The sequence below is a fragment of the Sanguibacter sp. 25GB23B1 genome (genome assembly GCF_040012415.1).
Taxonomy (GTDB): domain Bacteria; phylum Actinomycetota; class Actinomycetes; order Actinomycetales; family Cellulomonadaceae; genus Sanguibacter.
Map to the genome: position 1 here is coordinate 1 of NZ_JBDYKL010000023.1, position 26,826 is coordinate 26,826.

Sequence of the window (26,826 nt, forward strand, 5' to 3'; positions counted from 1 at the left end):
GGCACCCACAACGTCTGCATCTACGCCATCAACAACGTCACCGGCCACAACCCCCTCATCGGCTGCCGCACCATCACCGTCGTCAACGCCACCCCCATCGGCGCGATCGACGTCGCCCGAGCCTCCGGCCCCGACACGATCCAGCTCCGCGGATGGGTCCTGGACCCCGACACCACCGACCCCATCGACATCCACGTCTACGTCGGCTCCACCGTCACACCCGTACGAGCCGAGCTCCCCCGCCCCGACGTCGACACGTACTACGCCAAAGGCGCCGACCACGGCTACGACATCACCATCCCCACCAAACCCGGCACCCACAACGTCTGCATCTACGCCATCAACAACGTCACCGGCCACAACCCCCTCATCGGCTGCCGCACCATCACGACCTGACGAGCAGCACGACGCGGCGACGAGCGGATGCCGACGCCGGTGGCACGTGGCACGCTCGGTCGATGAACAGGACATCTGACACGGTCCGACAGGTCGGGGTGCTCGTCCTGGCGCTCCTCGCGATCGCGGGCGCGGCCGTCGGCTCCGGTGCGTTCGGCGGGACGCCGATCGCGGAGGCCGCCGATGGCGCCCTCTCGGCAACAGCCACCCCCGTGGCCCCCGCGTCGACCGCGTTCTCGATCTGGTCCGTCATCTACATGGGGCTCGTCGCGTACGCGGTCTGGCAGCTCCTGCCGGCTCAGCGGACGGACGCGCGCCAGCGACGCACGGGATGGCTCGCCGCCGCGTCGATGGTCCTCAACGCGGTGTGGATCCTCGTGGTCCAGGCGGGTGCCCTCTGGCTGAGCGTGGTCGTCATCCTCGCCCTGCTCCTGGTCCTCGTCCGGATCCTCCTCGTGCTCATGTCGACGCCTGCCCGCACGACTCTCGAGCGCGTGGTGGTCGACGGGACCTTCGGGCTGTACCTGGGGTGGGTGACCATCGCGACGATCGCGAACATCGCCGCGACGCTGGCCGCCGCCGAGGTGGGTGAGCTCGGTCTCGGTGCCACCGGTTGGTCGGTGGTCCTCCTCGCTGCGGCCGCGGTGATCGGCATCCTGTTCGCCGTGCGCACGGGCGGGCGGATCACCATCGCCCTCGCGCTCGCGTGGGGGCTGGCGTGGGTTGCTGTCGGGAGGGCGTCGGGCGAGACGGAGAACACGACGGTCGCCGTGGCGGCAGCGGTCGCCGCCGTCCTCACCCTCGGTGCGGCGATGGTGGTCGCCCTGCGCCGTCGCACCTCGACTCCTCGTTGAGGGCCGGGCGGTCCGGCGGATGCGGGAGAATCGTCGGGTGACTTCCTCGGACGCCCTCTTCGACCTCCCACCCGGATCGCGTGTCCCGACGGCACGCGTCGTCCTCCTCACCGGTCCGTCCGGCTCAGGGAAGTCGAGCCTCGCCCGCCGCCTCGGCCTGCCGTCGCTGGCGCTCGACGACTTCTATCACGACCACGACCACCCGCACATGCCGCGCCGCTTCGGCATCGCCGACTGGGACTCGCCGCAGAGCTGGGACGCCGACGACGCCGTCCGGGCCCTCGTCGAGCTGTGCTCCACCGGTCACAGCGACGTCCCGGTGTACGACATCCCGACGTCGCGCCGGACGGGCACCACGCACCTCGACGTGACCGGCGCTCCCGTCCTCGTGGCCGAAGGGATCTTCGCTGCGGAGCTCGTGGACCGCTGCCGGGCCGAGGGCATCCTCGCCGACGCGCTGTGCATCACGCGTCCGCGCCTCATGACGTTCTGGTTCCGGCTGCTGCGTGACCTCGGCGAGTCGCGCAAGCCGCCCCACACGCTCGTCCGACGCGGCTGGGGGCTCATGCGCGACGAACCCTCGGCCGTCCGAGGATGGGCCTCGAAGGGGTGCCGGGTCGTCGGCGTGGCCCAGGCGGAGCGGGAGATCGCCGCGCTCACGAGCGCCGAGAGCACGCGGTCCGGTCCCGCGGGCGCAGCGTCGAGACGCCTCGGGCGCCCATGACCACGGGCGAGGACGGGCCGGGCCGCCCGCGCCGCCGTCGGGCCCGGCACACCGCCGGTCCCCTCGCCGTCGTCACCCTCGCCGTCGTGCTCCTCGTCGCCGGGTGCCAGAACCTCCGCCAGCCGAACGAGCCCGAGGTGTGGGACGACACCGACCTCACCTTCGCGGTGAGCGACGCGGCCGGCGACGGCGCAGGAGGGGTCGTGCTCGTCGGTGGCAGCATGTGGGAACGCCGTGACGCGTCGGGGACCGGCACTCTCGAGACGGGGACGTTCCCGTGGCTCGGTGCGGTCATCGCCGCAGCACCGGACGGGCGGTTCGTGGTCGGGACGACTCCTGGCGGGCAGACTTCGGGCACGCAGACGCAGTCGCCGCAGATCGTGCTCGTCGACGTCGGGACCGGGACGGACGACGTCCTCGTCGGGAGGCCCGGTCAGCGCCCTCTTCCTCTCGTCCCTGGTGCGCCGGTGTCGCCTGACGGGACACCGGCCTCGGACGCGTACCTCGGGACGGTGCTCGACGTCGAGGTGATGTCGGACGGCTCGGCCGTCTGGGTGGAGCAGCTGTGGGTCGAGTTCGCGGACCAGGACATCTTCGTCGTGCGTCGCCTCGCTGCGGACGGGACGCTCGAGACCCTGGCGGGGCGTCCCGGCGACCCCGCGGCTGTGCCGGTCGCGCCTTCGGCGGGAGCCGTGGGCAGGGACGTCGTGCTCGACGGGGCGGACCCTCGCCTTGCGGCGATGCCTGACGGGGGTCTCGTCGTCGGGACGCGCTCGTGGACCGTGGGTGTGGGACCCGACGGCGTCCTCACGGAGGTCGTCCCGGGTCTGTCCGCGTGCGACGCGGAACCGACGCTCGTGGAGTCGGACGACGAGGGTCTGCTCCTCGTGCGGGTGGGCGCTGACCCCGCGCCTACCCGCACGGTGGACGGGTGGGTGGTTGCTGAGCCGTCGGACCACGCCCAGCAGATCGTCTCGGCGTCACAGGACGCGTCGGTGTGCTCGGTGGTCGCTGTGCGGGCTGCAGCCGCTCCGGCCACGGCAGCGGAGGTCGAGGTGGTCCCCGATCTTCGTGGGGCCTCAGGTGCGACGTTCCTCGGCGACGACGCTCTTGTCGCTGTGTACCGAGGATCTGGCGACCAGTCCGCGCTCCTGCGGGTCTCCCTGCCGTGACCGGTCGTGTCCGTCGGACGCGGCGTCGGCGCACGTGAGGCCCCGACCGGCGGACGGTCGGGGCCTCACGTGGTGGTGCGGGTGGAGCGTGCTGCTCGTCAGTCGACGGTGGCGCCTGCGGACGAGGTGCCGGTCGGCGGGAGGTCCGTGATGTCCACGGGCCCGTCGGACTCGAGCGCGGCGATCGCGGCGACGCTCACCGGTCCACGCTCGTGGTCGGCCTTGTCGACCCCACGGAACGTGAACTCCCCGAGGAGTCCTTCGCCCTCGGCGTCGACGAGGACGACCTGACCGGACTTGATCTCGCCGAAGAGGATCTTCTCGGAGAGGACGTCCTCGATCTCGCGCTGGATGGCGCGGCGCAGCGGTCGGGCTCCGAGGACCGGGTCGTATCCCTTCTCGGAGAGGAGGATCTTCGCGGCGGGCGTGAGGTCGATCGCCATGCCCTTGTCGCGCAGGCGGGCGTCGAGCTTGGCGACCATGAGGTCGACGATCGCGACGATCTCGGTCTGCGAGAGCTGCGGGAACACGACGACGTCGTCGACGCGGTTGAGGAACTCGGGGCGGAAGTGCTGCTTGAGCTCCTCGTTGACCTTGGACTTCATGCGCTCGTAGCTCGTCACGAGGTCGCCGCCGGCGTTGAAGCCGGTCTGCATCCCCTTGGCGATGTCACGGGTGCCGAGGTTGGTGGTCATGATGATGACGGTGTTCTTGAAGTCGACGACCCGACCCTGGGAGTCCGTGAGTCGACCGTCCTCGAGGATCTGCAGGAGCGAGTTGAAGATGTCGGCGTGCGCCTTCTCCACCTCGTCGAACAGGACGACGGAGAACGGCTTGCGGCGGACCTTCTCGGTGAGCTGTCCGCCCTCGTCGTAGCCGACGTATCCGGGGGGCGAGCCGAAGAGGCGCGAGACGGTGTGCTTCTCCGAGAACTCGGACATGTCGAGCTGGATGAGTGCGTCCTCGTCGCCGAAGAGGAACTCGGCGAGCGCCTTGGCGAGCTCGGTCTTTCCGACGCCCGTGGGGCCGGCGAAGATGAACGAGCCACCGGGACGCTTCGGGTCCTTGAGCCCGGCGCGCGTGCGGCGGATCGCCTGGGAGAGCGCCTTGATGGCGACGTTCTGCCCGACGACACGCTTGTGGAGCTCCTCCTCCATCTTCAGCAGACGCGAGGACTCGGCCTCGGTGAGCTTGAACACGGGGATGCCGGTGGACATCGCCAGCACCTCGGCGATGAGCTCCTCGTCGACCTCGGCGACCGTGTCGAGGTCCCCGGACTTCCAGGCCTTCTCGCGCTCGGCACGCTTCTGCGTGAGCTGCTTCTCGGTGTCACGCAGACGCGCAGCCTTCTCGAAGTCCTGCTCGTCGATCGCGGACTCCTTGTCGCGACGTGCCTCGGCGATCTCGTCGTCGAGCTCACGCAGCTCCGGCGGGGCCGTCATGCGACGGATGCGCAGGCGTGCGCCCGCCTCGTCGACGAGGTCGATGGCCTTGTCGGGGAGGAAGCGGTCGTTGACGTACCGGTCGGCGAGCGTCGCGGCGGCGACGAGCGCACCGTCGGTGATGGAGACGCGGTGGTGCGCCTCGTACCGGTCACGGAGGCCCTTGAGGATCTCGATCGCGTGCGGCAGGGACGGCTCGGCAACCTGGATGGGCTGGAACCGACGCTCGAGCGCGGCGTCCTTCTCGACGTGCTTGCGGTACTCCTCGAGCGTGGTCGCACCGATCGTCTGGAGCTCACCACGAGCCAGCATGGGCTTGAGGATGGAGGCCGCGTCGATGGCACCCTCGGCGGCACCCGCACCGACGAGCGTGTGGATCTCGTCGATGAAGAGGATGATGTCGCCGCGCGTGCGGATCTCCTTGAGGACCTTCTTCAGGCGCTCCTCGAAGTCACCGCGGTAGCGGCTGCCGGCGACGAGCGCACCGAGGTCGAGCGTGTAGAGCTGCTTGTCCTTGAGCGTCTCGGGGACGTCGCCGGAGACGATGTCCTGCGCGAGTCCCTCGACGACGGCCGTCTTGCCGACGCCGGGCTCACCGATGAGCACCGGGTTGTTCTTGGTGCGGCGGCTGAGCACCTGCATGACGCGCTCGATCTCCTTGGCGCGTCCGATGACGGGGTCGAGCTTGCCCTCGCGGGCGGCCTGCGTGAGGTTGCGGCCGAACTGGTCGAGCACCGCGGAACCGGCGGGCGTGCCCTCGCTCGGGCTCCCGGCGGCGACGGGCTCCTTGCCCTGGTATCCCGAGAGCAGCTGGATGACCTGCTGGCGCACGCGGTTGAGGTCGGCGCCGAGCTTCGTGAGCACCTGGGCGGCGACACCCTCGCCCTCGCGGATGAGGCCGAGCAGGATGTGCTCGGTACCGATGTAGTTGTGCCCGAGCTGCAGCGCCTCGCGCAGGGACAGCTCGAGGACCTTCTTGGCACGCGGCGTGAACGGGATGTGACCCGACGGCGCCTGCTGACCCTCGCCGATGATCTCGGTGACCTGTGAGCGCACAGCATCCAGGGAGATGCCCAGCGACTCGAGGGCCTTCGCGGCCACTCCCTCGCCTTCGTGGATGAGACCGAGCAGGATGTGCTCGGTACCGATGTAGTTGTGGTTGAGCATCCGTGCCTCTTCTTGGGCAAGGACGACCACCCGACGGGCTCGGTCGGTAAATCTCTCGAACATGTGCGCTCCTCACGGGTGCGGGCCGTGACCGGAAGGGTCCCAGGCCTGACCGCACCGACTCTAGTAGGGCAGAACCGGTGAGTCCCGCTCGATATGCCTTTGTTCGCCAGGGGCGTGACGAGTTGCTCCGGGAGGGGGCCGCTCAGCTCCCGTGCTGCGCGGCCCCCCGACGCCGCGTCAGGCTCTCCGCGGCCCGGTAGGCGCTACCTGTTCGACGCCCGGTCCGACAGGGACGGGGACGGATGCCCCCTGCGCACCCGAACCGTCCGCCGCCGACGGCGCGCCGCCCGTCGCCGTCGGCGCGCCGCGCGAGGCGTCGTGACGCCGTCCCGGCCAGAACGCCTTCTCGCCGATGAGCACCATCGCCGAGGGGACGAGGACGGAACGGACGACGAGGACGTCGAGGAGCACCGCGACGGCCAGCCCGAACCCGAGCTCCTGGACGATCCGGAAGTCGGAGAGGGTGAACGCCGCGAAGACGACGATCATGATGGATGCCGCTCCGTTGACCATGCCCGCGGTGGATGCGAGCCCCTCGCGCACCGCAGCCTTCATCGGCAGGCCCGCCTGCCACGACTCGCGCATGCGCCCCACGATGATCACCTCATAGTCCACGCTGAGACCGAACAGCAGGGCGAACATGACGATGGGTGTGTTGACGTTGACCGGCGCGGGGTCGACCAGCGAGAACCACTCGTGCTGGAAGACCCCGACGAGCAGGCCGACGGTCGCGAGCGTCACCAGCGCGTTGAGCACGACAGCCTTGACCGCGATCGCGAGGGACCTCAGTGCGGCGAGCAGCAGGACGATCGTGATGAGCGCGAGCAGGGCGAGGGTGACGGGCAGGCTGTCACCGATCTGACCGTCCACGTCCATGCCGGTCGCCGTCTCCCCGGTGACGCGCACGTCGAGGCCGCTGAAGGTCTCGGCCCGCAGCGTCGTGACGACGTCGCGTGCCGCCTCGCTGCCGGCGGGCGAGTCGAGCACGACCCGCACGACGGTCGACGTGCCGTCGTCGCTCACCACGCCGTCCGGGGCGCCCGTTTCGAGGAGCGCGGGAGCGACCACGGCGCGGACGCCGTCGACCGTCTCGATCCGGGTGACAGCGGCAGCGAGGTCCGTCGTCGTGGACGCGTCGGTGATCGCCTCGTCGGCCACCACGTGCAGCACGATCGGGAAGACGGCTCCTTCCCCGAGCGCGTCGACGAGGAGCTCGGTCGCCGCGCGGGACTCGGTGCCGTCCGGCAGGTCGCCGTACGCAGCTGCCGGCAGGTGCATGTCGAGGTCCGCGGCGGGGACCGCGAGCGCGAGCAGCACGCCGGTACCGAGGGCGAGGGCGAGCCACGGGCGCTCGGTCACGAGGCGTGCGTAGCGCGCCGACCTGCGACCTGACGTCGCGGGCACCTGGGTCTGCTGCGCGTCCGGGACGGGGCGCACGCGGAAGCGGTGACCGACGAGCCGCAGGATCGCCGGGAGGAGGGTCCAGGACATGAGCACCGAGACGGCGACCACGACCGATCCCCCGACGGCGACGCTCGTCGTGACGAGGGAGCCGGGGACGAGCAGGGCCCCGAGGCTCACGGCGACGGTGATGCCTGCCCAGACGACGCTCCGGCCGGTGGTGCTCTGGGTGCGGGTCAACGCCCCGACGACGTCCGCACCGGCGGCACGTTCCTGCCTGAAGCGCCGCGTGACGAAGAGTGCGTAGTCGATGGAGACACCCAGGCCGAGCATGGTCACGACGTTCCGGGTGAGCGGTGAGAGGTCCACGACCTGCGCGACGAGCGCGAGGACGCCCGACGAGACGACGATCGCCGCCCCTCCCGTGAGGAGCGGGATGATCGCGGCGAGCGGCGACCGGAACACGAGGAGCAGGAGGAGGAAGACGATCGGGAGCGCGAGCTTCTCGACGCTCGCCACGTTCTCCTCGCTCACGTGGCCGATGTCCGCGCTGATGCCGGGCGCACCGCCGACGAGCACGTCGTGCCCCGCCGCCAGCTCGAGCTCGGCGCGGTCGGCGCGCAGGGCCTCGACGAGACCGTTGGGGTCCTCGTCGACGCCGAGGCGGACGAAGCAGTCCCCGGGCCGGGGTTGCTCGACGCCGACCACGGTGGCGTCGTACCGGTCGCCGAGGGCGTCGCCGAGATCGGCGCACTGCCCGGTCCCCGCACCGTCCGCGGTGACGACGACGTCGTACCGGTGGGCCCCCGCGAAGGTGTCGGCGATGGCTTGGCGCGCGAGGGCGGACTCGCTGCCGCTCGCCTCGATGGTGGCCGTCGCCAGGTGGTCTCCGAGGGTCCCGGCCAGCGGCAGGGACGCGGCGAGCACGAGGAGCCAGCCGAGGACGGCGCGGACGGGGTGGCGCACCGCGAGCGGCACCTTCCCGTTCACGACGACGCCCCGGCGGGGGCGGTGGCGCGCCGGACGGCTGTGCGGACGACCTCGCGCGCGAGGATCCCGAGCATGACGGGCCCGACTCCGCCGGGGATCGCGCAGAGGCTGCTCGCGACGGCGGAGACGTCGGCGACGTCGACGCCGCCCGCGATCACCGGCAAGGTGCGGGTGGGGTCCTTCGGGTGGGGTCGGGTGCCGACGACGACGGGGTTGAAGTCGATGACGACGGCGCCCGGGGAGATCCAGTCTCCGGTGACGACCCGCGTCTGCTCGACGCTCACCACGAGGACGTCGGCCATCCGGCTGATCTCGGCCGCGCGGGGGTGGGTGTGCGGGACGAGGACGACGGCGGTCGACACCGGCAGGGCGGCGGGCGCCGCGGCCCGTGCCACGAGGTGCGCGACGGGGTTCTGCGCCATGAGGTCGGCGTCGACGAGCACCACGACGGTGGCGTCCGAGAGGTCCACCTCGAGCTTGCCGAGGACGTGCATGACGGCCTCGGCCGCCACCGGGCGCCGTGCCTGCTCGCCGGCGAGGCTCACGGCGAGCAGGCCGCGCGCGTGCTCCGGGTGGAGGCCCTCGATCTCACGGTCCGGGTCGATCCAGCTGAGGACCTCGCGGACGTCGAGGTGCTCCGGGAGGGGCAGCAGGACCATGAGCACGTCGACGGTGGGGTCCGCCTGGATGCCGGCGACCGTCGCCTGCAGCTCGTCCGCGGTCGTCGCCGGGCCGAGGAGCGTGGTGCTGACGTCCACCCCGGCGGCGCCGAGGACCTTGGTGTGCAGCGCGACGTTCACGGGCAGCAGCGGGTTCGCCGAGTCGATCGCGACGAGGACGAGCCGGGGGACGACCCGGGAGCGGGCAGCGAGGTCGCGCGCCTCCTCGAGGAGCTCGGCCTGGGCGGCCGCGCCGTCGAAGATCGTCCCCACGGTCGGGGGTGCAGTGGTCTCCGAGGGGGCAGGGGCTGAGGTGTGCGTGGACATGATGTTCTCCAGTTCGACGGGCGTGCAGGAAAGGACGGGAGGCGGGTGCGGGAGGCGAGGCAGGTGCGGGGGGCAGGTGGTGCTCAGCCGACGACCGCCCAGCTGATGAGCAGGGACAGGACGATCGCCGGGACGGCGAGGACGGCGCCGGCCGCCAGGACGCCGACCGTGCCCGCCCGACCGGTGCCGGCCTGCCCCCGGAGCAGGCGCACGAGCTGGACGGCCGCGGGCAGGACGAGCACGACCGCGGTGACGAGCCCGGGGTTGTAGTCGCGGAACGCGACACCCTGGCCGACGTGGGAGAGGGCGTTCCCGAGGAGCGCTCCCGTGGCGAGGAGGGCGAGCCTGGCCGCGAGCGGGGTCCGGCGCACCGTCGCGGGGAGCAGGAGCGCCGTCACCGCGACCGTGAGGATCACGACCGCGCCGAGGAAGCGGTCCGTCTGGTACATCTCGCTCCACCGCTGCATCGGCCCGCCCGGACCCAGGCCCCCGGTCCCGGAGTCGTGGAGCAGGAGCTCCTCGAGGTTGTGCAGGGTGAACGCCACGAGCAGCAGGCCCGTCCACCACCGCACCTCCTCGACGCTCGCGGGGCGCCGTGCGCGCGGCTCAGAGGCGGAGTCCACGGATCACCTCGTCCGTCAGCCGCGCTGCGTGGCGCGGGTCCCGCAGGAGGGAGTAGTGGTCGCCCGGCACGGGCCGCACCTCCACCTCGGCGCTCGTGTGCGCCGACCAGGCGCTCGCCGGGTGCTCGGTGATCCCGAGGAGGTCGAGCACGGCCGGCGGCTCCGGCTCCTCGGCCTCGAGCACGACGAGGGGCGCCGCGGTCCGCCGGTCCGGGAACCATCCCTTGAGCGCGGAGTGGTTGTCGATCCAGATCTCGTAGAACTGCTCGAGCTGGTCCACCATCGTGCTGTTCCATCCGAGCCCGGCACCGGCCGCCATCTCCTCGATCATCGACCGGACGGGTCCTGGCACGGGGTCAGGCTGGTCCTCGAGCTCGGTGAAGAGCCGGCGCAGGAGGTCCGGGAACGCGTCGCGGTAGTCCTCGTCCGTGCAGGTCCCGGCGACGTAGGCGAGCGGGACGTGCGAGTCGATGAGGAGGATGCGCTCGACGCGCTCCCCCGCGGCCTCGAGCTGGACGGCCATCTCGACGGCTGCGTTCCCCCCGAACGAGTAGCCACCGAGCACGTACGGCCCGTGGGGCTGGACGTGGCGCACCGCCTCGACGTAGGACGCGGCGAGCTCACGCATCGACGGTCGCGTCCCCGCCCACGTCGAGGCGTAGGCGAGACCGTGCACGGTCGTCCGTGCCGGGAGCGCGGCCGCCAGGCCGAGGTAGCAGAGCGTCGTGCCGCCGGCCGGGTGGACGAGGAAGAGGTGCTCGCCGCCCGTGCCGGCCCGCAGCGTGGTGATCCGGTCGGCGATCCTCGCCGGCGCGGCGCGGACGGTCGCCGACGCTGCCGCCGGCACGTCCACGGGGACGACGGCCGGGGCTCGCTCCTCGCAGAGGGTGACGACGTCACTGAGCGTGGTGGCCGTCATGAGCACGTCGAAACCGAGCTCGACCCCGAGCTCGTCACGGATCCGGCTGAGGATCCCGATCGCCGAGAGGGAGTCCACCCCCAGGGCGACGAGCGAGTCGTCGAGCTCCGGCTGCACTCCCGGGAGCTCGGTGCGCACGGCGTGCAGGACGGCGTCGGACGCCTGAGCGGGAGCGCTCCGGGCACCGAGGTCGAATCCGGCGGAGTCGTGCCCGTGCCCCTCGTCGGGTGCCGCGTCGAGCCAGTGCCTCGTCCGCCGGAGCGGATGGTGCGGGACCACGGTGCGACGGGCGACGACGAGGTCTCCCAGGCAGTCGACGGGGACGGCGCCGCCGGCCGACCACCGCGCGACCTGGACCGGCACCTCCTCGTCGTCCGGGCGGGCCTCTCCCGCGCGGACCCGACGGAGATCCTCGCGGAGACCGTCGAGCGTGCGTCCGCGCACCGGAGCCCGCCGTGCGTGGTGCGGGCCACCGAGGAGGGTCAGGGAGAGGTCGTCGAGGCGCGTCGTGGGTGCCTTCTCCAGCAGCTCGGCCAGGTCACCGGCGCGAGCGCGCAACGCCTCGTCGTCCTGCGCGGACAGCAGGAGCCAGTACTCGTCGTCCGGCACCTCACGGCGCCGAGCAGGGTCGGCGCGCAGGAGGACGGCGTGGGCGTTCGCACCGCCCAGACCGAACGAGCTCACGGCCGCTGCAGCGACCGGTTCCGCGGGCCGCTGCGTGGCACGGGACACCACGTAGGGCCCCTCGTCGAGGCGGATCAGCGGATTCGGGGAGTCGAAGCCCACCTGGACCGGGACGATCTGCTCCCGGAGGACGAGCGCGGCCTTGATGAGCCCTGTCACGCCCGCCGCCGCGTCGAGGTGCCCCACGGCGGACTTGACGCTGCCGATCCAGCAGTGCTCCGGTCCGGTGCCGTCGGCGGCGTGCGCCTGGGCGAGCGCCTGCATCTCGATCGGGTCGCCGATCCGGGTCCCCGTGCCGTGCGCCTCCACGTAGGAGATCTGGGACGCCGGCACCCCCGAGCTCGCGAGGGCGTCCCGAATCACCGCGGACTGGCCCGCGACACCCGGGGCGGCATACCCGGCGCGCCGGCTCCCGTCGTTGTTGATGGCGCTGCCCGCGAGGATGGCGTGCACCAGGTCCTGGTCGGCGACGGCGGCGTCGAGCGGCCGGAGGACCACCACGGCCACGCCGTTCCCCTTGACCGTCCCGGTGGCGGCCGCGTCGAACACGCGGCAGTGCCCGTCCTCGGAGAGGATGCCGCCCTCCTGGTGCACGTAGCCGCTCTCGTGCGGCAACGAGATGCTCACGCCGCCGACGATCGCGAGGTCGCACTCGCCCGCGAGCAGAGCCTGCCGTGCGACGTGCACCGCGGTGAGGGAACCCGAGCACGCCGACTGGACGACCACGCTCGGGCCCGTGAGCCCGAGCGCATAGCTCACGCGGCTGCAGAGGAAGTCCTTGTCGTTGCCCATGAGCACGGGGTGGCTCATCTCGCCGTCGCCCCACGCGCCGGCACGACGCAACGGTCCGAGCAGGTAGCTGCTCGTCGTCGTGGACGCGAACACGCCGATGCGGAGCGTGTCGGTGTGCCCGCCGTGCCCCGACTCCTGCAGGGCCTGCCACGCGGTCTCGAGGAAGACCCGCTGCTGGGGGTCCATGAGCGTGGCCTCGTGGGCGGGGATGCCGAAGAACCGGGCGTCGAACTGGTCGTGACCGTCGAGCGGTGCCGCGCGCGGGACGTACGAGGGGTGGTGGGCCTTGTCCCCTGCGCCGGCCGCGCGCGCCTCGTGGGCCGTGAGGGTACGGATGCCGGATCGTCCCTCGCAGAGCATCGTCCACAGCTCGTCGACGGAGCCGGCGCCCGGGAAGCGCCCGGCCATCGCGATGATGGCCACGTCAGCCGGGGCGGTCTCGGCCGCCAGGTCGTCGACGAGGTGGGCCTGCGGTCCGTGGTGGTTGGTGATCGTCATCGTTCCTGCTCCTTCTCGAACGGTGCGCGCGCGCCGAGGCGGGGCGCCGGGGGTCGGTGTGCTGCGGTGACGCGACGTGCGGGGAGGCGGCGGGCCGTCGACGGGAGGGACAGCGACGGGAGGGACAGCGCGGGTTCCGCGGGGGTGACGCGCGCCGCGAGCGCGCGCGGTGAGCCGCCGTCGAAGAGGTCGACGAGGGTGAGGTCGAGGCCGAGATCGTCCCGGAGCCGGCGGTGGATCTCGACGAGGTGCATCGACGTGGCACCGGTGTCGAGGAAGCGGTCGTCCGGTCCCGTCTCCTCGATGCCGACGACGTCGCTGTAGATCCTCGAGATCTCGAGGACGACAGGGTCCAGAGGATCGAGAGGGTCCACGGCGCCGCCGGCGGGGTGGTCGCCGCCGGCCCTCGTCCCGGTCGCTCGTGGTGCGGCGCGCGGGACGGGCAGCGCCGGCACGTCGACCTTGCCGTTGACGGTGACGGGCAGCGCCTGCAGCCTCGTGATCGATGCGGGGACCATGTACTCGGGCAGGAGGTCGCGCAGCGCCGCGCGCGTGGGCACCACGGAGCGGACGTCGGCCAGGACGACCCAGGCGGCGAGGAACGGCTCGCGCTCCGCGTCGTCGACGAGCTGGACGGTGCAGTCCCGGACGCCGGGCAGCGACCGCAGGGCGGTCTCCACCTCGCCGGGCTCGATCCGGTACCCCCGGAGCTGGACCTGCCGGTCGAGGCGGCCGAGGTAGACGAGCGTCCCGTCCGGCTGGACGACGGCCCGGTCGCCGGTGCGGTAGACGCGGGCCCCGTAGGCCGTCCCCGTGAGGAAGCGCTCGGCCGTGAGCGCGGGGCGTGCCAGGTAGCCGACCGCGACGCCGGGACCGCTCACGAGGATCTCCCCCGGGACTCCCAGCGGGTTCCGGCGGAGGTGGCGGTCGACCACGGTGAGGACGAGGTCTCCGAGCGGCCGCCCGATGACGCTCGTCGCCCGGCCTGCGCCGACGACGTCCCGCGGGGAGATCTCGTGCGCGGTGGTGTGCACGGTCGTCTCGGTGATGCCGTACATGTTCAGGGCGCGGCACTGGGCGCCGACCGCGTCGAGCCACGGCTCGAGGTCCTTGGGGTAGAGCGCCTCGCCGCCGAAGATCGTCCATCGCACCACGAGGCGTGCGGCGGTCTCGGCGTCGAGGGCGTTCCCGAGGCGGCGGAAGGCCGAGGGGGTCTGGTTGAGGATCGTCACGCCCGTGCCAGCCAGGACTCCGGCGAAGGCCACGGGGTCCCGGATCTCGTCGTCGGCGAGCACGACGAGGCTCCCTCCGGTGAGCAGGCTGCCGAAGATCTCCCACACGCTGAAGTCGAACGCCACCGAGTGGAACAGGCACCAGCGGTCGTCGCTCGTCACGTCGATGTGGTCCCACGCGGCCGCGAGGAGCCTGCCGACGTTGCGGTGGGTGACGACGACGCCCTTGGGCTCGCCGGTCGACCCCGACGTGAAGATCACGTAGGCGGGGGTGTCGACGTCGTGGGGGTCGCGCAGCACGGGCGCCGTCACCGGAACCGCGCCTCGGGCCGCGTCGAGGGTCGACGTGAGGACGAGCTCGGCCCCCGCGAGGACGGGCGGCAGGTCCTCGGCGTCCTGCACGACGACGGTCGGCCGCCCGCCCGCCTCCTCGAGCACCGCCAAGATGTGGGCGAGCCGGGCCGGGGGTGCCGCCGGGTCGACCGGCACGTACGTCCGGCCTGCGCGGAGCACGGCGAGGAGCGCGACGACCTGCGCCGGCCCGCGCGGGAGCGCGACGACGACGCGTTCGCTCGTGGTGCGCCTCTGGAGGACGGCCGCCCAGCGGTCCACCCTCTCGTCGAGCTCCGCGTAGGTGGTCTCCTGGCCGCGGTGCACGAGCGCGACGGCGTGCGGCGTCCGGTGGGCCACGGCGGCGAGCTGGGCGTCGAGGCGCAGCGGATCGGGGTAGGTCGTCGGCGAGTTGACGAGGGCGTCGATGGTGCCGGCGAGATCAGGACCGATGGTGCTGGTGCCGTGCACGCGTGCCAGCGGGTCGTCGAGGATCGACCCGAGCAGGTGCAGGTAGCGCTCGAGGGGGTTGCTCGGCAGCAGCTGTTCGCAGACGCTGACCTCCACCACGTACCCGGAGCCCGTGTCGGCGACGGTCGTCGCGAGCGGGTACGTGACCACGCGCCGCGGGACGTCGATCGACGCGACCGTGACGCCCTCCATCCGGAGCGCGAGCTCCTGGCGGTAGACCGTGAAGGCGTTGTCGAAGCCGTTCTGGTCCCGGCGCAGGTGCGGGGCGATCTCGTGCAGGTGCTCGGCGAGGTCGACGCTCTGGACGCGGACGAGGGACCGCACCCGGGAGGCGATCTCGACGCAGAGGTCGTCCCACGTCGTCGTCGCCCCGATCGCGACGGGGAGCGGGAGCGTGTTGACGAAGAAACCCATCGCGCCCTTGGCGCGGGCACCGCGCCTGTTCGCGAGCGGGACGCCGACGATCACGTCGTCGGTACCGGCGCTCGAGGCCACGAGGACCGCGTGCGCGGCGAGCAGGACGGCCGTGCTCCCGCACCGCGCCACGAGGTCGCTCCCGCGGAAGCGCTCCGCGAGCGCGTCGGGCATCGCCCTGCGCTGCACGACCCCGGCCAGGCGCCCTCCGCGCCGGGCGCCGGGCAACCCGTCGTGCCTGAACGTCTCGACACCCTCCAGCCAGTGGGCGAGCGTCTCGAGCCGCGGCGTCCCGGGGGCGGAGGGCGCTGCGGGGATGGACCCCGGGTGCTCGCAGATCCCCGCGACGGCGTCCGTCATCGGCCCGTCCTGGGCCCCCGTGCTGTCGTCCGCGTACAGGGCGGTCACGGCGCGGGCGAAGGTGTAGAAGGTGTAGGCGTCGCCGATGAGGTGGGAGCACAGGATCGTGAGGTAAGTGCCGAACCGACCCGTCGAGACCTCGAACTCGTACTGCGCGGCAGCATCGGGAGGGATGGGCTGGTCGGCTCGCGCAGCGAGGCGCCGGGCGACCGCGTAGTGCTCGTCCTCGACCGTCGGGAGGTCGTCGAGCACCCGCGAGGCGACGCGGGCCGGGCGGTCCGTCACGCACGCCTCCCACCGACCGTCCCCGGAGACGAAGGTCGTGCGCAACGACGGGCTGGACGCGACGATCCGGTGGAGCACCGCGACCAGCCGGTGCGTGTCGACCGGACCGTCGAGGTGGTACGCGAAGGCGAGGTTCGACGACCCGTCCTCGGGGCGGAGCAGGCACTGGACGAGCATCGCCCGTTGGGCGGCGGTCACGGGGTAGGAGCTGGTGACGTTCATCGGAGGACGGCCCTTCGAGCGGGAGACGAGCGGGAGCGGCAGGACTGACTCCATTACCCCGCGCTCGACACCCCCGGGGGAACGTGAGGCGACCACGAAAAACACCACGATCGGGACATCTCGTGGTGCTCGGTGTATCGTTCGGGCAGCGCGACGGGGCGTTCGACCGGCGGCCGATTCAGGGGGATCTGAGCGTGATCATGTGTGCTGGGCTCTCCCTCGTCGTCGAGCGGGACGTCGACGCGTATCCGGCTGTCGTGGTCGTCGACGGTCCCCTCGGGAGCGGCAAGACCCACCAGCTCAACCACCTCGTGCTGCTGGCGGAGAAGATCCACGGCCTGCAGCCCGTCGTCGCCCGCTGCAGCCCCGACGAGTCGGACGTGGCCTACGGGGTGGTCCAGCAGCTCCTCGGCGGAGCGACGGACCCCGAGACGACCGGCGGCGGAGCACGGTCGACGAAGGAGACGTTCCGCGCACTCCACGCTGCACTCGCCCGGCTCGGCGAGAAAGGGCACCCACTCCTCGTGCTCGACGACGCCCACTGGGCGGACGAGGCGACGCTCGACTTCCTGGCCTATGCCCTGCGCCGACGCAGCAGCACGCCCCTCACCGTCGTCCTCAGTGCCGTGCGCGGCGTCGGCACGCCCCACGCGGAGCGCCTCGAGCGCATCATCGGTGACCACGAGGCCGTCGTGGACGCTCCCCCCGCCCTCACGCCGGAGGACGTCCGGGACCTCCTCGCGGAGGTGGCCGGGCCGTCGGCCGCCCAGCCCGCCACCGTGGACGCCGTGATGGAGCAGACGGGTGGGAGGGCGCTGTGCGTCAAGGTCGTCGTCGACCTGCTGCGGTCGGAGGGCCGACGATCACCACGGCACCTCGCGGCGACCGCGCGTCGATCCTGGCCCGTGCACCTCGCGACCGTCGTCGCCGGGCGCTCGGCCCCGTTCCCCGGAGACGTCGCGCGGCTCGTGGGCCTGCTCTCGGTCCTGCGTCGACCGGTCCCGTGGGACCAGGCCCAGCGCCTGCTCCCCGCCACCGAGACGGGGTGGGAGGAGGACCTGCGCACCGCCCGCCGGCTCGGCCTCGTCCAGGAGGACGAGGTGCTGGTGGTCCCGCCCGTGCTCGCGCGATCGATGCGGGAGAACCTCCCCGCGCGCGTGCGCGAGCAGGTGGAGCGGGCTGCAGCGGACCTCCTTCTCGCGCAGGGCGCGCCGACCGCGCACGTCGCCGAGCACCTGGTGCGGACCTCCTTGCCGGGCCGCGCGTCGGACGTCGACGTCCTCGAGGCGGCGGCGTCGACGGCCACCTCCCCCGAGGACGCGGCCGTGCTCCTGCACCGCGCGCTGCGCGCCCACAACGAGCCGGGGCGTCGGCAGCGCCTGCTCACGAACCTCGGCAACGCCGAGCTCCACTTCGACGGGCCGTCCGCGCTGCACCACCTGCAGGAGGCGCGCGACCTGGCGGTGGACCCGGCAGACCGTGCACGCCTCACGCTGCAGCTCAGCCACGCCCATGCAGTCCTCGGGGCGACCTCGGCGGCCGTCGCGCTGCTCCTCGAGGAGATCGAGTCGTCCCCCCTCGACGCCGACGACGTCCTCATCCGGACCCTGCAGGCGGAGACCTATTTCGTGTCGTTGGGCGACAGCAGGGTGCACCGGCAGGTACGGACCGCGCTGCCGCGCGTCACCGGGCCCGCGCCGGGCCGGGGCGTGCCGGCCCTGGGCGACCGGGCGGACGACATGGCTCGCGCGGCGGCCTCGTTCCGCGACGCCTGGGCGTGCGAGCCGGCCTCGCACGTCCTCGACATGTTCGCCCCGGCCGTCGCCCGTGGTCCCCGGATGACCGACGAGCGGTCCGTGGGTCTCCTCGTCTCGGGCGCGGTGCTCGTGTGGGCCGACGACCTCGCCGGCGCCACGATGTTCTACCAGGACGCGCTCGTCGACGCCCGCACGAGCGGTTCGCGGCTCGCGACGTCGATCGCCCTGTGGATGCAAGGGCTCGTCGCCCTGCGTCGTGGCTGGCTGGTCGAGGCGGGCAGGCTCGCCGAGGAGGCCGCCCGTGCGGTCGACGGGGAGCAGTGGGGCAACTGGCGCCATGCGCACCTCGTGACGCTCCTCCCGGTCCTCCGGGAGATCGGCGAGACGGACCAGGCGCTCGACGCGGTCCGGCGCGCGAAGGGCTCGGACCCGCTGGCCGACATCTGGCTCGCCCAGATCCTGCGCAACGAGCGGGCCTGGCTCCGGCTGGGGCTCGAGGACTACCGCGGCGCGCTGTCCGACGCACGGGGTGCCGGCGCCGCCCTCGAGAGCATCGGCTGCTCCAACCCTGCCGTCGCGGACTGGCGCGTCGTCGAGGCGCTCGCGCTCGACCGCACCGGGGACCGGGCGGGGGCGCTCGTCGTCCTGGGGCGCCAGCTCGAGCTCGCCCGTCGGTGGGACGCTCCCTCGACGCTGGCCACCACGCTGCACCACCTCGCTGAGCTCCTCCCTCCCCGGCGCGCGATGGAGCACCTCGACGAGGCCGTGGCTCTCGTCGAGGAGGCGGAGCGCCCGCTCGTCCTGGCGCGGGTGCGGTTCGCGCGAGGGACGGTCCTGGGCACTCTCGGCGACGCCGGCGGCGCACGGAACGACCTCGCGCTCGCGACGCGCCTGGCGGAGTCGTGCGGCGCCACCGTCCTGGCCGGCCGGGCACGGTCCGCGCTCATCGACACCGGTGGGCGCCCACGGATCCGCGTGTCCGTCCTGTCGGAGGCCGAGCTGAGGGTGGCCGGGCTCGCCCGGGACGGCGCGACCAACAAGGTGATCGCTGCCGAGCTCTTCCTCGCGCAACGGACCGTCGAGTCTCATCTCACGGCGATCTACCGCAAGCTGCGGATCAGCAGCCGGAGCCAGCTCGTCGCCGCTCTCGACGATGAGTGAGACCGCTGGGCGCTCGGGTGTCGCGCTCGTCGCGCGCACGCGGGACGTCCTCGCGGGCCTGGTCGAGGGCGCCGACGGTCAGCTGCTCCGGGGCACCGTGCCCATCGCGGACACCCTGGTTCCGCACGAGACCCGACGGGCGGCGCGGTTCCGCTCCCCGGACGACCGCCGCGACTACCTCGCCGGCCATCTCCTCGTACGCCGTGCCGCCGCCCGGCTCCTGCCTCCGGGGTCCCCCCCGGTCCGACTGGTGCAACGGTGCGCCTCCTGCGGCGAGGACGGGCACGGACGCCCGAGCGCGGACGACCACCCGGCGCTGCACCTGAGCCTGTCCCACGCCCGCGGTGCGGTGGCCGCCGCGGCCGCCTGGTCGCCCGTGGGCGTCGACATCGAGCCTCGCGTCCGGCCGGTCCCGACGACCGAGTCCCTCTGGGCCGCCACCATGAGCGCCGCCGAGCAGGACGGCCTGCGGACGTCGGACGACCCGTCGGGAGACTTCCTCCGGCTGTGGGTGCGCAAGGAGGCGCTCGTCAAGATCGGTGCCGTGTCCCTCGACCGCCTGTCGGACGTCGATCTGTCCGCGGTCCCGCTGCGCGGCACGCCAGGCACCGGGTCGCCCCACCAGTGGGGCGACCACGTGCTCGTCGACTGGTCCGACGACGAGCACGTCGCCGCCGTCGCGGCTGCCGGGCCGGTCCGGCTCGAGGTGCTGCGCGCCGGACGCTGACCCGTGGGGGCTCAGCGCCCGCGCAGGCTCCGGTACCGCGCGATGAGCGCGTTGGTCGACGCGTCCGAGTCGTCGGCCGGCTTCTCGGCCGACGAGAGCTTCGGCGCGAGCTGGTTGGCCATGACCTTGCCGAGCTCGACGCCCCACTGGTCGAACGCGTTGATGCCCCAGAGCACCGACTGCGTGAACGTGATGTGCTCGTAGAGCGCGACGAGCTGGCCGAGCACCGAGGGAGTGAGCTTCTCGGCGAGGATCGTGTTCGTGGGCCGGTTCCCTGGCATGACCCGGTGGGGGACGATCGCGGCGGGCGTCCCGTCGGCGGCGACCTCCTCGGCCGTCTTGCCGAACGCGAGCGCCGCCGTCTGGGCGAAGAAGTTGGACATGAGGAGGTCGTGCATCTCCCCCAGGTCGTGGTTCGGCACGGCGAAGCCGATGAAGTCCGCGGGCGTCATCTTCGTGCCCTGGTGGAGCAGCTGGTAGAACGCGTGCTGGCCGTTGGTGCCGGGCTCGCCCCAGAAGATCTCGCCGGTCTGGCCCGCGAAGCCGCCGGCGGCACGCTCGGAGACGGGCGTCCCGTCGACGCGGACGGACTTGCCGTTGGACTCCATCGTCAGCTGCTGGAGGTAGGCGGCGAAGCGGTGCAGGTACTGGCTGTACGGGAGCACGGCGTGGCTGCCGGTGCCGAAGAAGTTGTTGTACCAGACGTTGAGCAGCGCCATGAGGACGGGGACGTTCTCCTCGAACGGCGCCGTGCGGAAGTGCTCGTCCATCGCGTGGAAGCCGTCGAGCATCTGGCGGAACCCGTCCGGGCCGATCGACAGCATGATCGACAGGCCCACGGCGGAGTCGAACGAGTACCGGCCGCCCACCCAGTCCCAGAAGCCGAACATGTTCGCGGTGTCGATGCCGAAGTCGGCGACGCGCTCGGCGTTCGTCGAGACGGCCACGAAGTGCTTGGCGACCGCTGCGGCGTCGCCGTCGTACGCCTCGACGAGCCAGTCGCGCGCGGTGCGCGCGTTCGTCAGGGTCTCCTGCGTGCCGAACGTCTTCGACGCGACGATGAACAGCGTGCTCTCGTAGTCGAGCCCGCGGCACGTCTCGAAGACGTCGGTCGGGTCGATGTTCGACACGAAGCGGCACTCGATGCCGCGGTCGGCGTAGTCGCGCAGCGCCTCGTACGCCATGACGGGCCCGAGGTCGGAGCCGCCGATGCCGATGTTGACGACCGTCGTGATGCGCTTGCCGCTGTGACCCGTCCACTCCCCCGAACGGACCTTGTCCGCGAAGGCGGACATCGAGTCGAGCACCGCGTGGACGTCCGCGACGACGTCCTGGCCGTCGACGACGAGCGTCGCGTCTCGCGGGAGGCGCAGCGCGGTGTGCAGCACGGCGCGGTCCTCGGTGATGTTGATGTGCTCGCCAGCGAACATCGCGGCGATCTTCGCCTCGAGCCCGGAGGCGACCGCGAGGTCGACGAGCTTCGTCATCGTCGCGTCGGTGACGAGGTTCTTCGAGTAGTCCAGGTGGAGCTCGACGCCGTCCGCGGTGAGTCGCTCGCCCCGCTCGGGATCGGCGGCGAACAGCTCGCGGAGCGTCGTGGTGGCGAGCTCGGCGTGCTCGGCCTCCAGCGCGCTCCAGGCGGCCGTTGCGGTCAGGTCGTGTGAGGTCACGAGGACTCCCCTTCGAAAGGTCTGCGGTCACGTCAGGTGTCGCGCTGCGGTGGTGGGGTCGCGCTCGCGCGCGCCCACACTGGACCCTACCGACTCCGGCACGGTCCGCGCAGGGCCGTTCGACCCGCGCACGGAAGCGTCCTTGCTCGCACCTCGACGACGGCGCACAATCGGGGCGTGACCACACGAGCGGCGCCCGTCGCGATGATCGCGCGGTCGGTCGACGTCGCCACCGCTGTGCCCCTGACCCCAGCGGAGTCTGCTCGGTTGGGGTCGTTGCTCGACGCCGAGGACCAGCGGGACTTCACGGCGGCGCACTCGCTCGTGCGCGCCTGCGCAGCGCGCATGCTCGCGTCGACCGGACGCCACCGAGAGGCCGCGAGCCTCGTCCTCGTGCACCGCTGCCCCGCGTGCGGCAGCCCTGAGCACGGGGTGCCGCAGATCGACGGGGTGCCGGGTCTCCACGTGAGCCTGTCCCGCTCTGCCGGTCGCGTCGCGGCCGTCGCCGGGTGGGAACCCGTCGGCATCGACGTCCAGTCCCGGCGGACCGCCGGGTCGACGCCCGGCACGACGCCGGCGCTGCTCGCGCTGACGCTCTCGCCCGCCGAGCAGCAGCTCGTCCGCTCGCACGACGACCCCGAGCTCGCGTTCACCCGCCTCTGGGTCCGTAAGGAGGCGCTCCTCAAGGTGGGGGTCGGCACGCTCGACGCCCTCGCGGACCTCGACGTGGACCACGGGGCGCCGCCCGGTCGGCACGGGCCTTGGGCCTTCTCGACGTGGGAGGACGACACCCACGTGGCAGCGGTCGTCGCGCGCGGCGAGGTGCGCCTCGAGACGACGGGGCGCCGCGCCCCCGGCGAGAACCCCTGATGCACTCGCCCCGCGAGGGGTGTATCACTGAGAGAGGTCGAGTCGCCGGGTGGTCGCACCCGCAGAGGGGGCACCAGGATGCAGAGCTTCGAGACGGACGCACCGGAGTCCGGTTCCTCCGTCGGACGGTTCGTCGCCCGACGCTGGGTGCCGATCCTCGTCGTCGTCCTCGTGGTCGTCTTCGTCGCGCAGAACCGCGGCGACGTCACGATCCACCTGTTCTGGGCGACGGTCACCTCGCCGCTGTGGCTGATCCTCTCCCTGATCTTCCTCCTCGGCGTCCTCGCCGGGGCGTACCGGACGAAGCGGCGCTCGGCGAGGCGCTAGACCGAGCCGCTACCGGCCCGTCGCACCTGCGGCCCGGTAGACGTCGAGGACGGCCGTGCCGATGACCTCGACGTCGAAGCGGGCTGCTGCGGCGACCTGCCGCTCGCTCGCGGCGGCGCGCGCGTCCGCGTCGTCGACGAACCGCGCGAGGAGCGCAGCGAAGGCACCGACGTCCGTCGCGTCGACGAGCTGGTCCTCGAGACCGTCCATGACCGTGCGGTAGCCCGGGTTGTCGCCCGCGAGGACCACGCCGCGCGAGGCGGCGAGCGCCTCGACGACGCTGATGCCGAAGCTCTCGCCACCGGTCGAAGGCAGCGCGACCACGTCGGCCCCGGCGAGGAGGGCTGCCTTGTCCTCCTCGGTGACGTAGCCGATGAGCTCGACCGTCCCGTCGAGGCCGCCCTCGCGCACGAGCTCCTCGAGCGACTCCTTGAGCGGGCCCGTCCCGCCGAGCACCACGTGGACGGGGCGGGTGGTCAGCTCCCGCATGCGGACGACGGCCCGGACGAGCTCGGCGGCGCCCTTGCGCTCGACGAGACGGCCGAGGAAGACGATCCGCACCGGCGCGTCCGGCTCGGGCGCACCCACCCTGCCGGCGCGCTCGGCGTCCCGTGCGCGCGAGAACCGCGAGACGTCCACGGGGTTGCCGATGACGACGGGGTCGACCCGCAGCGCCTCGGCGGCGAAGTCGGCCGCAGGGCGCGAGACGGCGACGACGCGAGCGAAGCGGCGCAGCTGCCGGCGCTGGACGAGCCCGAGGAGACGCGTCCCCCAGTGCGTGAGGAACGTCCACGGAAGGATGTGGAAGGTGCCGACCACGACCGTCCCGGGCCGTGCACGCGACACGACCCGGCCCGCGAGCAGCGGGCTGTACGGCATGTTCACGTGCAGGACGTCGAAGGGGGTCGCGCGCAGGAGCGCATCGATGCCGCTAGCGGGCGCGGGCAGGGGGATGCCGAGCCGGTTGCCGTTGAACCGCAGGCGCAGGTTGCGCGCGAGCGAGTGGACGCCTTCGAGGTCCGAGCGGCGCGTCGTGCTCGTGAGGTAGTGGACCTCGTGCCCCTGGGAGGTGAGCCAGGCGCCCAGGGTGAGGACGTGCTGCTGGACGCCGTCGGGCCTGTCGAGCGAGTCGTCGATGACGAGCCCGATGCGCAGCGTCCCGCTCACGCGTCGAGGACGATCGTCACGGGGCCGTCGTTGACGAGCTCGACCGCCATGTGCGCGCCGAAACGACCGGTGCCGACGCGCAGCCCGCGCCCGCGCAGCGCCGCCGCGACGGCATCGACGAGCGGTGCCGCGACGTCACCCTTCGCGGCCGCGTTCCACGACGGGCGGCGGCCCTTCTTCGTGTCGGCGTAGAGGGTGAACTGGCTCACGACGAGGACAGGCGCACCGATGTCCACAGCACCGAGCTCGCCGTCGAAGATCCGCAGCTCGGCGATCTTGCGGGCGATGGTCTCGACCTCGACCGGCCCGTCACCGTGGGTCACGCCGACGAGGGCGACGAGGCACGGCTCGTCGAAGGCGCAGAGCACCTCGGCGTCGACCGTGACGGACGCGCGCGAGGCGCGCTGCAGCACGGCGCGCACGTCACCACCCGCCGCGGGAGCCGGGCCCCTGTGGTCCCGAGCCTCCGCGCGGGCCGCGGTAGCCACCGACGGCTGGGCGCACGTCCGTGAGGTAGATGATCGCGGGGATGACGACGAAGAGCGCCATGAGCCCGAGGTACCCGCCACCGAGCGGCGGGTAGAGACCGATGAACCCGAGGGCCGCGGCGACGCCCAGCACGAGGGACCAGAACATCTTGGTCCGCTTGCCGGCGCTGACGAACGCGGGACCCGGTCGGCGCAGGGCGTCGACGAGGGCGAACGCCTCTGCGGCGAAGAGGACGATCGTGATGAGGCCCAGGAGGTAGAACTGGAGGCTGGCGAACATGGCGACAGCCTATGCGGTCCACCCGTCCGTGACCGGTCGTGTCCGAGGCGGCTGTCTCACATCGGCGCGAGGGCGTCGCGCGCCTCCTGCGGCTCGACACCTGCCGCCTCGGCGAGGTCGACGATCGCGGAGCGCAGGATGAGGATGAGGGACTGGACCTGCCAGTCGCCGCTCCCGAGGAGGCCGGGGTCCGCCTGGCCCGCGACCTCGAGGATGAGCTCCCGCGATCGTCCTGGTGGCCGTCCGGCGGCCACGTCCTCGGCGAGCTCGCGGGTCGCCACCCCGAGGTGGTCGAGGAGGTCGGCGAGGCGCTCGACCTCCTGACCCGCCGGGACGGAGATGGCGCGCCGCGCGACGACCCGGACGGTCCGCATGGTCCGGTCGACGAGCACGGCCGTCCGGACGAGCTCGGTGAGCTCCTGACGGTACTTGCGACCGTTGGCCGTCACCCGGGCGGTCGAGAGCGCGGAGCGGGCGGCCGTCTGCCACTCCTCGAGCGCGGGCTCGGACGCCCGCCCACGGAGCAGGGCACGCTCTCTGTCGTTGCGGTCGCCGGTCCGCACGCCGACGGCGATCGCGTCGAGGGTGCTCGCGAGCTCGACGAGCCCTTCCGCGCCGATCCGCCGGGGGGCGTGCCGCGGGTCGCCCGGTGTCAGTGCCGTCGCGACGGCCGCGACGGCGGCCCCGACGAGCGCGTCCGTCCAGCGCCCGAGCCCGCCCCCGGTGGACGCGAGCGGCAGCCCGATGATGACGATCGCCTGGACACCCGCCTGGGTGGTCATGAGCGCACCGCGGTCGATGAAGCGCGCGATGAGCGCGGAGAGACCGAGCACGAGTCCGATCTGCCAGGCACCGGTGCCGATCCTGCCGACGAGGACCTCGCCGAGCCCGACACCGAGGGTGACGCCGATGCCGAGCTCGATGACCCGGCGGACGTCCCGGTCGGCCGTGAAACCGAGGCAGATCCAGGCGCACACGGGGGCGAAGAACGGGTACTGGTGCCCGAACATCCAGTAGGCCAGGGCGTAGGAGACGGTGACGGCGATCGAGGCGACGAGGATGGGGACCGCCGACGCCCGCACGCGGGACCGCCCCTGGCGTGCCCGGCTGCGGACCTGCAGGGACGCCCGCGCGCGCCGGGTCGTCACGCGTACCTCGTCGTCGTCGGCGGTCGTCGCCATCAGCTCAGCGCCTCGCCGGGACGACGCGTCGGCACCCCGGCCCGGGCGGGGCGGCCGCGGCGCTCAGCGCGGGGAGAGCCCACGTGCCACCGGTCCGCGCGGGGCGGGCCGGTCCGTCGAGACGCCCTCTCCCGGGACCACGACCTCCTGACCGGCTGCGACGGCGCCACCGTCGCACGCGACCGAGAGGTCCACGTCGACCGGGGCGCTGCGCTTGATGACCGCGAGCGCGATGGGTCCGTCCTCGTGGTGCCGTGCGACCGAGGTCACGGTGCCGACGACCCTGTCTCCCGCCTCGACCTCAGCGCCCCGCTCGGGCAGCAGGTGACCGGAGCCGTCGAGGTGCGCCATGACGAGCCGGCGTGGTGGCCGACCGAGGTTGTGTACGCGCGCGACCGTCTCCTGGCCGCGGTAGCACCCCTTGTGGAGGTGGACGGCGGTCCGTAGCCAGTCGAGCTCGTGCGGGATCGTCTTGTGGTCCACCTCGGTCGCGAGCCGGGGGCGCCACGCTGCGACGCGCAGCGCCTCGCTCGCCCACGTGCCGGCGAGCCGCCAGCCGGCGGCCTCCCGCGCGGCGACCGCGTCGAGCAGGTCGGCGCGGGGCACGAGGACCTGGCGCCAGGGGCGGTCGGTCCCTGGGTGCTCGGCGTCGGCCGGTCCGTAGCGGGTACCGCCGGGCGCGGTCGTGGGCCACGGGTCCCGCCACGTGACGGGCTCGCCCTCGGCACCTTCGGCGTCGACGGGCTCGCCGAGCACGGCCCAGGCGTCGGTGACGTCGGCGATCTCGACACGGAGCGAGAACTTCATGCGCTCGAGCCACGCCGCGAGCGCAGGTGCGTTCGCGGCCTCCGTGACGAGCCACGTGGTGGTCCCGTCGTCGACGACCCCTGCGGCGTGCTCGATGTGACCGTGCGGCGACAGCACGAGCGTCTCGGTGGAGACGCGCGGCGCGAGGGTCGTGAGCTCCTGGGACGAGATCGAGTGCAGCCACGTCAGCCGGTCGGGGCCGGTCACCGTGACGACGCCGAGGTGCGAGAGGTCGACGACAGCGCCGCCGTGCTCGAGGGCCCGCTGCTCGGCGGTCGGGTCTCCGTAGTGCCAGGCGACCCCCTCGTCGGCACCACCGGCCGCGACGGCACCGTGACGGGCGAGCAGGGGGCTGCGGTACGTCAT

General features: G+C 72.8%; 19 protein-coding genes and 1 pseudogene. 8 read left to right on the top strand and 12 right to left on the bottom strand.

The features are described from left to right. The 4 genes and pseudogenes from ABKW26_RS12995 to ABKW26_RS13010 all read left to right on the top strand — a co-directional run. A pseudogene (locus ABKW26_RS12995) lies at nucleotides 1–396 on the top strand (hypothetical protein); the annotation flags it as partial. 62 nt (nucleotides 397–458) lie between these two features. Beyond that, complete coding sequence (locus ABKW26_RS13000; RefSeq protein ID WP_348594193.1) at nucleotides 459–1,250, top strand: tryptophan-rich sensory protein; 792 nt, start codon at nucleotides 459–461, stop codon at nucleotides 1,248–1,250. 37 nt (nucleotides 1,251–1,287) lie between these two features. Further along, nucleotides 1,288–1,974: an ATP-binding protein gene (locus tag ABKW26_RS13005; protein WP_348594194.1), complete on the top strand. Its 687-nt coding sequence runs from the start codon at nucleotides 1,288–1,290 to the stop codon at nucleotides 1,972–1,974. Beyond that, entirely contained in the window at nucleotides 1,971–3,146 is a 1,176-nt protein-coding gene (locus tag ABKW26_RS13010; protein ID WP_348594195.1) for a hypothetical protein, read from the top strand. The genes ABKW26_RS13005 and ABKW26_RS13010 overlap by 4 nt, the downstream gene beginning before the upstream one ends. Nucleotides 3,147–3,244: 98 nt before the next feature. Here ABKW26_RS13010 and ABKW26_RS13015 read toward each other — a convergent pair whose 3' ends face one another. The 6 genes from ABKW26_RS13015 to ABKW26_RS13040 form a co-directional block, all read right to left on the bottom strand. Then, nucleotides 3,245–5,818, bottom strand: coding sequence for an ATP-dependent Clp protease ATP-binding subunit (locus tag ABKW26_RS13015; protein ID WP_348594196.1), 2,574 nt, complete (start codon nucleotides 5,816–5,818; stop codon nucleotides 3,245–3,247). Between the two features lie 177 nt (nucleotides 5,819–5,995). Beyond that, nucleotides 5,996–8,209 (bottom strand): MMPL family transporter, encoded by a 2,214-nt coding sequence (locus ABKW26_RS13020; protein WP_348594197.1) that lies wholly within the window; start codon nucleotides 8,207–8,209, stop codon nucleotides 5,996–5,998. Beyond that, on the bottom strand, nucleotides 8,206–9,195 hold the full coding sequence (locus tag ABKW26_RS13025) for a tetrahydrofolate dehydrogenase/cyclohydrolase catalytic domain-containing protein (protein WP_348594198.1): 990 nt from the start codon (nucleotides 9,193–9,195) through the stop codon (nucleotides 8,206–8,208). The genes ABKW26_RS13020 and ABKW26_RS13025 overlap by 4 nt, the downstream gene beginning before the upstream one ends. An 83-nt stretch (nucleotides 9,196–9,278) precedes the next feature. Further along, nucleotides 9,279–9,818 (bottom strand): HXXEE domain-containing protein, encoded by a 540-nt coding sequence (locus tag ABKW26_RS13030; RefSeq protein WP_348594199.1) that lies wholly within the window; start codon nucleotides 9,816–9,818, stop codon nucleotides 9,279–9,281. After that, the gene (locus ABKW26_RS13035) at nucleotides 9,802–12,711 is read right to left on the bottom strand and encodes a beta-ketoacyl synthase N-terminal-like domain-containing protein (protein WP_348594200.1); all 2,910 of its coding nucleotides are present in this window, start codon (nucleotides 12,709–12,711) and stop codon (nucleotides 9,802–9,804) included. The genes ABKW26_RS13030 and ABKW26_RS13035 overlap by 17 nt, the downstream gene beginning before the upstream one ends. Further along, a complete protein-coding gene (locus ABKW26_RS13040; protein WP_348594201.1) occupies nucleotides 12,708–16,025 on the bottom strand; it encodes an amino acid adenylation domain-containing protein in 3,318 nt (1,105 codons plus the stop codon). The genes ABKW26_RS13035 and ABKW26_RS13040 overlap by 4 nt, the downstream gene beginning before the upstream one ends. A gap of 200 nt (nucleotides 16,026–16,225) precedes the next feature. Here ABKW26_RS13040 and ABKW26_RS13045 point away from each other — a divergent pair, with 200 nt between their 5' ends. Together ABKW26_RS13045 and ABKW26_RS13050 are read left to right on the top strand one after the other, a co-directional pair. Further along, nucleotides 16,226–18,943, top strand: coding sequence for an AAA family ATPase (locus tag ABKW26_RS13045; RefSeq protein ID WP_348594253.1), 2,718 nt, complete (start codon nucleotides 16,226–16,228; stop codon nucleotides 18,941–18,943). Continuing rightward, the gene (locus tag ABKW26_RS13050) at nucleotides 18,936–19,670 is read left to right on the top strand and encodes a 4'-phosphopantetheinyl transferase superfamily protein (RefSeq protein ID WP_348594202.1); all 735 of its coding nucleotides are present in this window, start codon (nucleotides 18,936–18,938) and stop codon (nucleotides 19,668–19,670) included. The genes ABKW26_RS13045 and ABKW26_RS13050 overlap by 8 nt, the downstream gene beginning before the upstream one ends. An 11-nt stretch (nucleotides 19,671–19,681) precedes the next feature. On the opposite strand, the gene pgi is transcribed toward ABKW26_RS13050, so the two are convergent. After that, nucleotides 19,682–21,340 (bottom strand): glucose-6-phosphate isomerase, encoded by a 1,659-nt coding sequence (pgi, locus tag ABKW26_RS13055; RefSeq protein ID WP_348594203.1) that lies wholly within the window; start codon nucleotides 21,338–21,340, stop codon nucleotides 19,682–19,684. Nucleotides 21,341–21,517: 177 nt separating this feature from the next. Between pgi and ABKW26_RS13060 the strand changes: the two genes are divergently transcribed. Together ABKW26_RS13060 and ABKW26_RS13065 are read left to right on the top strand one after the other, a co-directional pair. Further along, complete coding sequence (locus ABKW26_RS13060) at nucleotides 21,518–22,210, top strand: 4'-phosphopantetheinyl transferase superfamily protein (protein ID WP_348594204.1); 693 nt, start codon at nucleotides 21,518–21,520, stop codon at nucleotides 22,208–22,210. A gap of 78 nt (nucleotides 22,211–22,288) precedes the next feature. Then, a complete protein-coding gene (locus tag ABKW26_RS13065; RefSeq protein ID WP_348594205.1) occupies nucleotides 22,289–22,537 on the top strand; it encodes a LapA family protein in 249 nt (82 codons plus the stop codon). Between the two features lie 9 nt (nucleotides 22,538–22,546). On the opposite strand, the gene ABKW26_RS13070 is transcribed toward ABKW26_RS13065, so the two are convergent. The 5 genes from ABKW26_RS13070 to ABKW26_RS13090 form a co-directional block, all read right to left on the bottom strand. Continuing rightward, on the bottom strand, nucleotides 22,547–23,704 hold the full coding sequence (locus ABKW26_RS13070) for a glycosyltransferase family 4 protein (RefSeq protein WP_348594206.1): 1,158 nt from the start codon (nucleotides 23,702–23,704) through the stop codon (nucleotides 22,547–22,549). Continuing rightward, the gene (gene dtd, locus ABKW26_RS13075; protein ID WP_348594207.1) at nucleotides 23,701–24,126 is read right to left on the bottom strand and encodes a D-aminoacyl-tRNA deacylase; all 426 of its coding nucleotides are present in this window, start codon (nucleotides 24,124–24,126) and stop codon (nucleotides 23,701–23,703) included. Before dtd ends, ABKW26_RS13070 begins: the two co-directional genes overlap by 4 nt. Nucleotide 24,127: 1 nt before the next feature. Further along, complete coding sequence (locus ABKW26_RS13080) at nucleotides 24,128–24,472, bottom strand: DUF2516 family protein (protein WP_348594208.1); 345 nt, start codon at nucleotides 24,470–24,472, stop codon at nucleotides 24,128–24,130. A gap of 56 nt (nucleotides 24,473–24,528) precedes the next feature. After that, a complete protein-coding gene (locus ABKW26_RS13085; RefSeq protein ID WP_348594209.1) occupies nucleotides 24,529–25,653 on the bottom strand; it encodes an FUSC family protein in 1,125 nt (374 codons plus the stop codon). 63 nt (nucleotides 25,654–25,716) lie between these two features. Beyond that, nucleotides 25,717–26,826 (bottom strand): folate-binding protein, encoded by a 1,110-nt coding sequence (locus ABKW26_RS13090; protein WP_348594210.1) that lies wholly within the window; start codon nucleotides 26,824–26,826, stop codon nucleotides 25,717–25,719.

Bases quoted from the DNA above. Each gene is read 5' to 3' on its own strand.
- ABKW26_RS13025 (WP_348594198.1), bottom strand. From the start codon at position 9,195: ATGTCCACGCACACCTCAGCCCCTGCCCCCTCGGAGACCACTGCACCC.
- ABKW26_RS13040 (WP_348594201.1), bottom strand. From the start codon at position 16,025: ATGAACGTCACCAGCTCCTACCCCGTGACCGCCGCCCAACGGGCGATG.
- ABKW26_RS13015 (WP_348594196.1), bottom strand. From the start codon at position 5,818: ATGTTCGAGAGATTTACCGACCGAGCCCGTCGGGTGGTCGTCCTTGCC.
- ABKW26_RS13085 (WP_348594209.1), bottom strand. From the start codon at position 25,653: ATGGCGACGACCGCCGACGACGACGAGGTACGCGTGACGACCCGGCGC.
- ABKW26_RS13090 (WP_348594210.1), bottom strand. From the start codon at position 26,826: ATGACGTACCGCAGCCCCCTGCTCGCCCGTCACGGTGCCGTCGCGGCC.
- ABKW26_RS13035 (WP_348594200.1), bottom strand. From the start codon at position 12,711: ATGACGATCACCAACCACCACGGACCGCAGGCCCACCTCGTCGACGAC.
- ABKW26_RS13010 (WP_348594195.1), top strand. From the start codon at position 1,971: ATGACCACGGGCGAGGACGGGCCGGGCCGCCCGCGCCGCCGTCGGGCC.
- ABKW26_RS13000 (WP_348594193.1), top strand. From the start codon at position 459: ATGAACAGGACATCTGACACGGTCCGACAGGTCGGGGTGCTCGTCCTG.
- ABKW26_RS13080 (WP_348594208.1), bottom strand. From the start codon at position 24,472: ATGTTCGCCAGCCTCCAGTTCTACCTCCTGGGCCTCATCACGATCGTC.
- ABKW26_RS13065 (WP_348594205.1), top strand. From the start codon at position 22,289: ATGCAGAGCTTCGAGACGGACGCACCGGAGTCCGGTTCCTCCGTCGGA.
- ABKW26_RS13050 (WP_348594202.1), top strand. From the start codon at position 18,936: ATGAGTGAGACCGCTGGGCGCTCGGGTGTCGCGCTCGTCGCGCGCACG.
- ABKW26_RS13045 (WP_348594253.1), top strand. From the start codon at position 16,226: ATGTGTGCTGGGCTCTCCCTCGTCGTCGAGCGGGACGTCGACGCGTAT.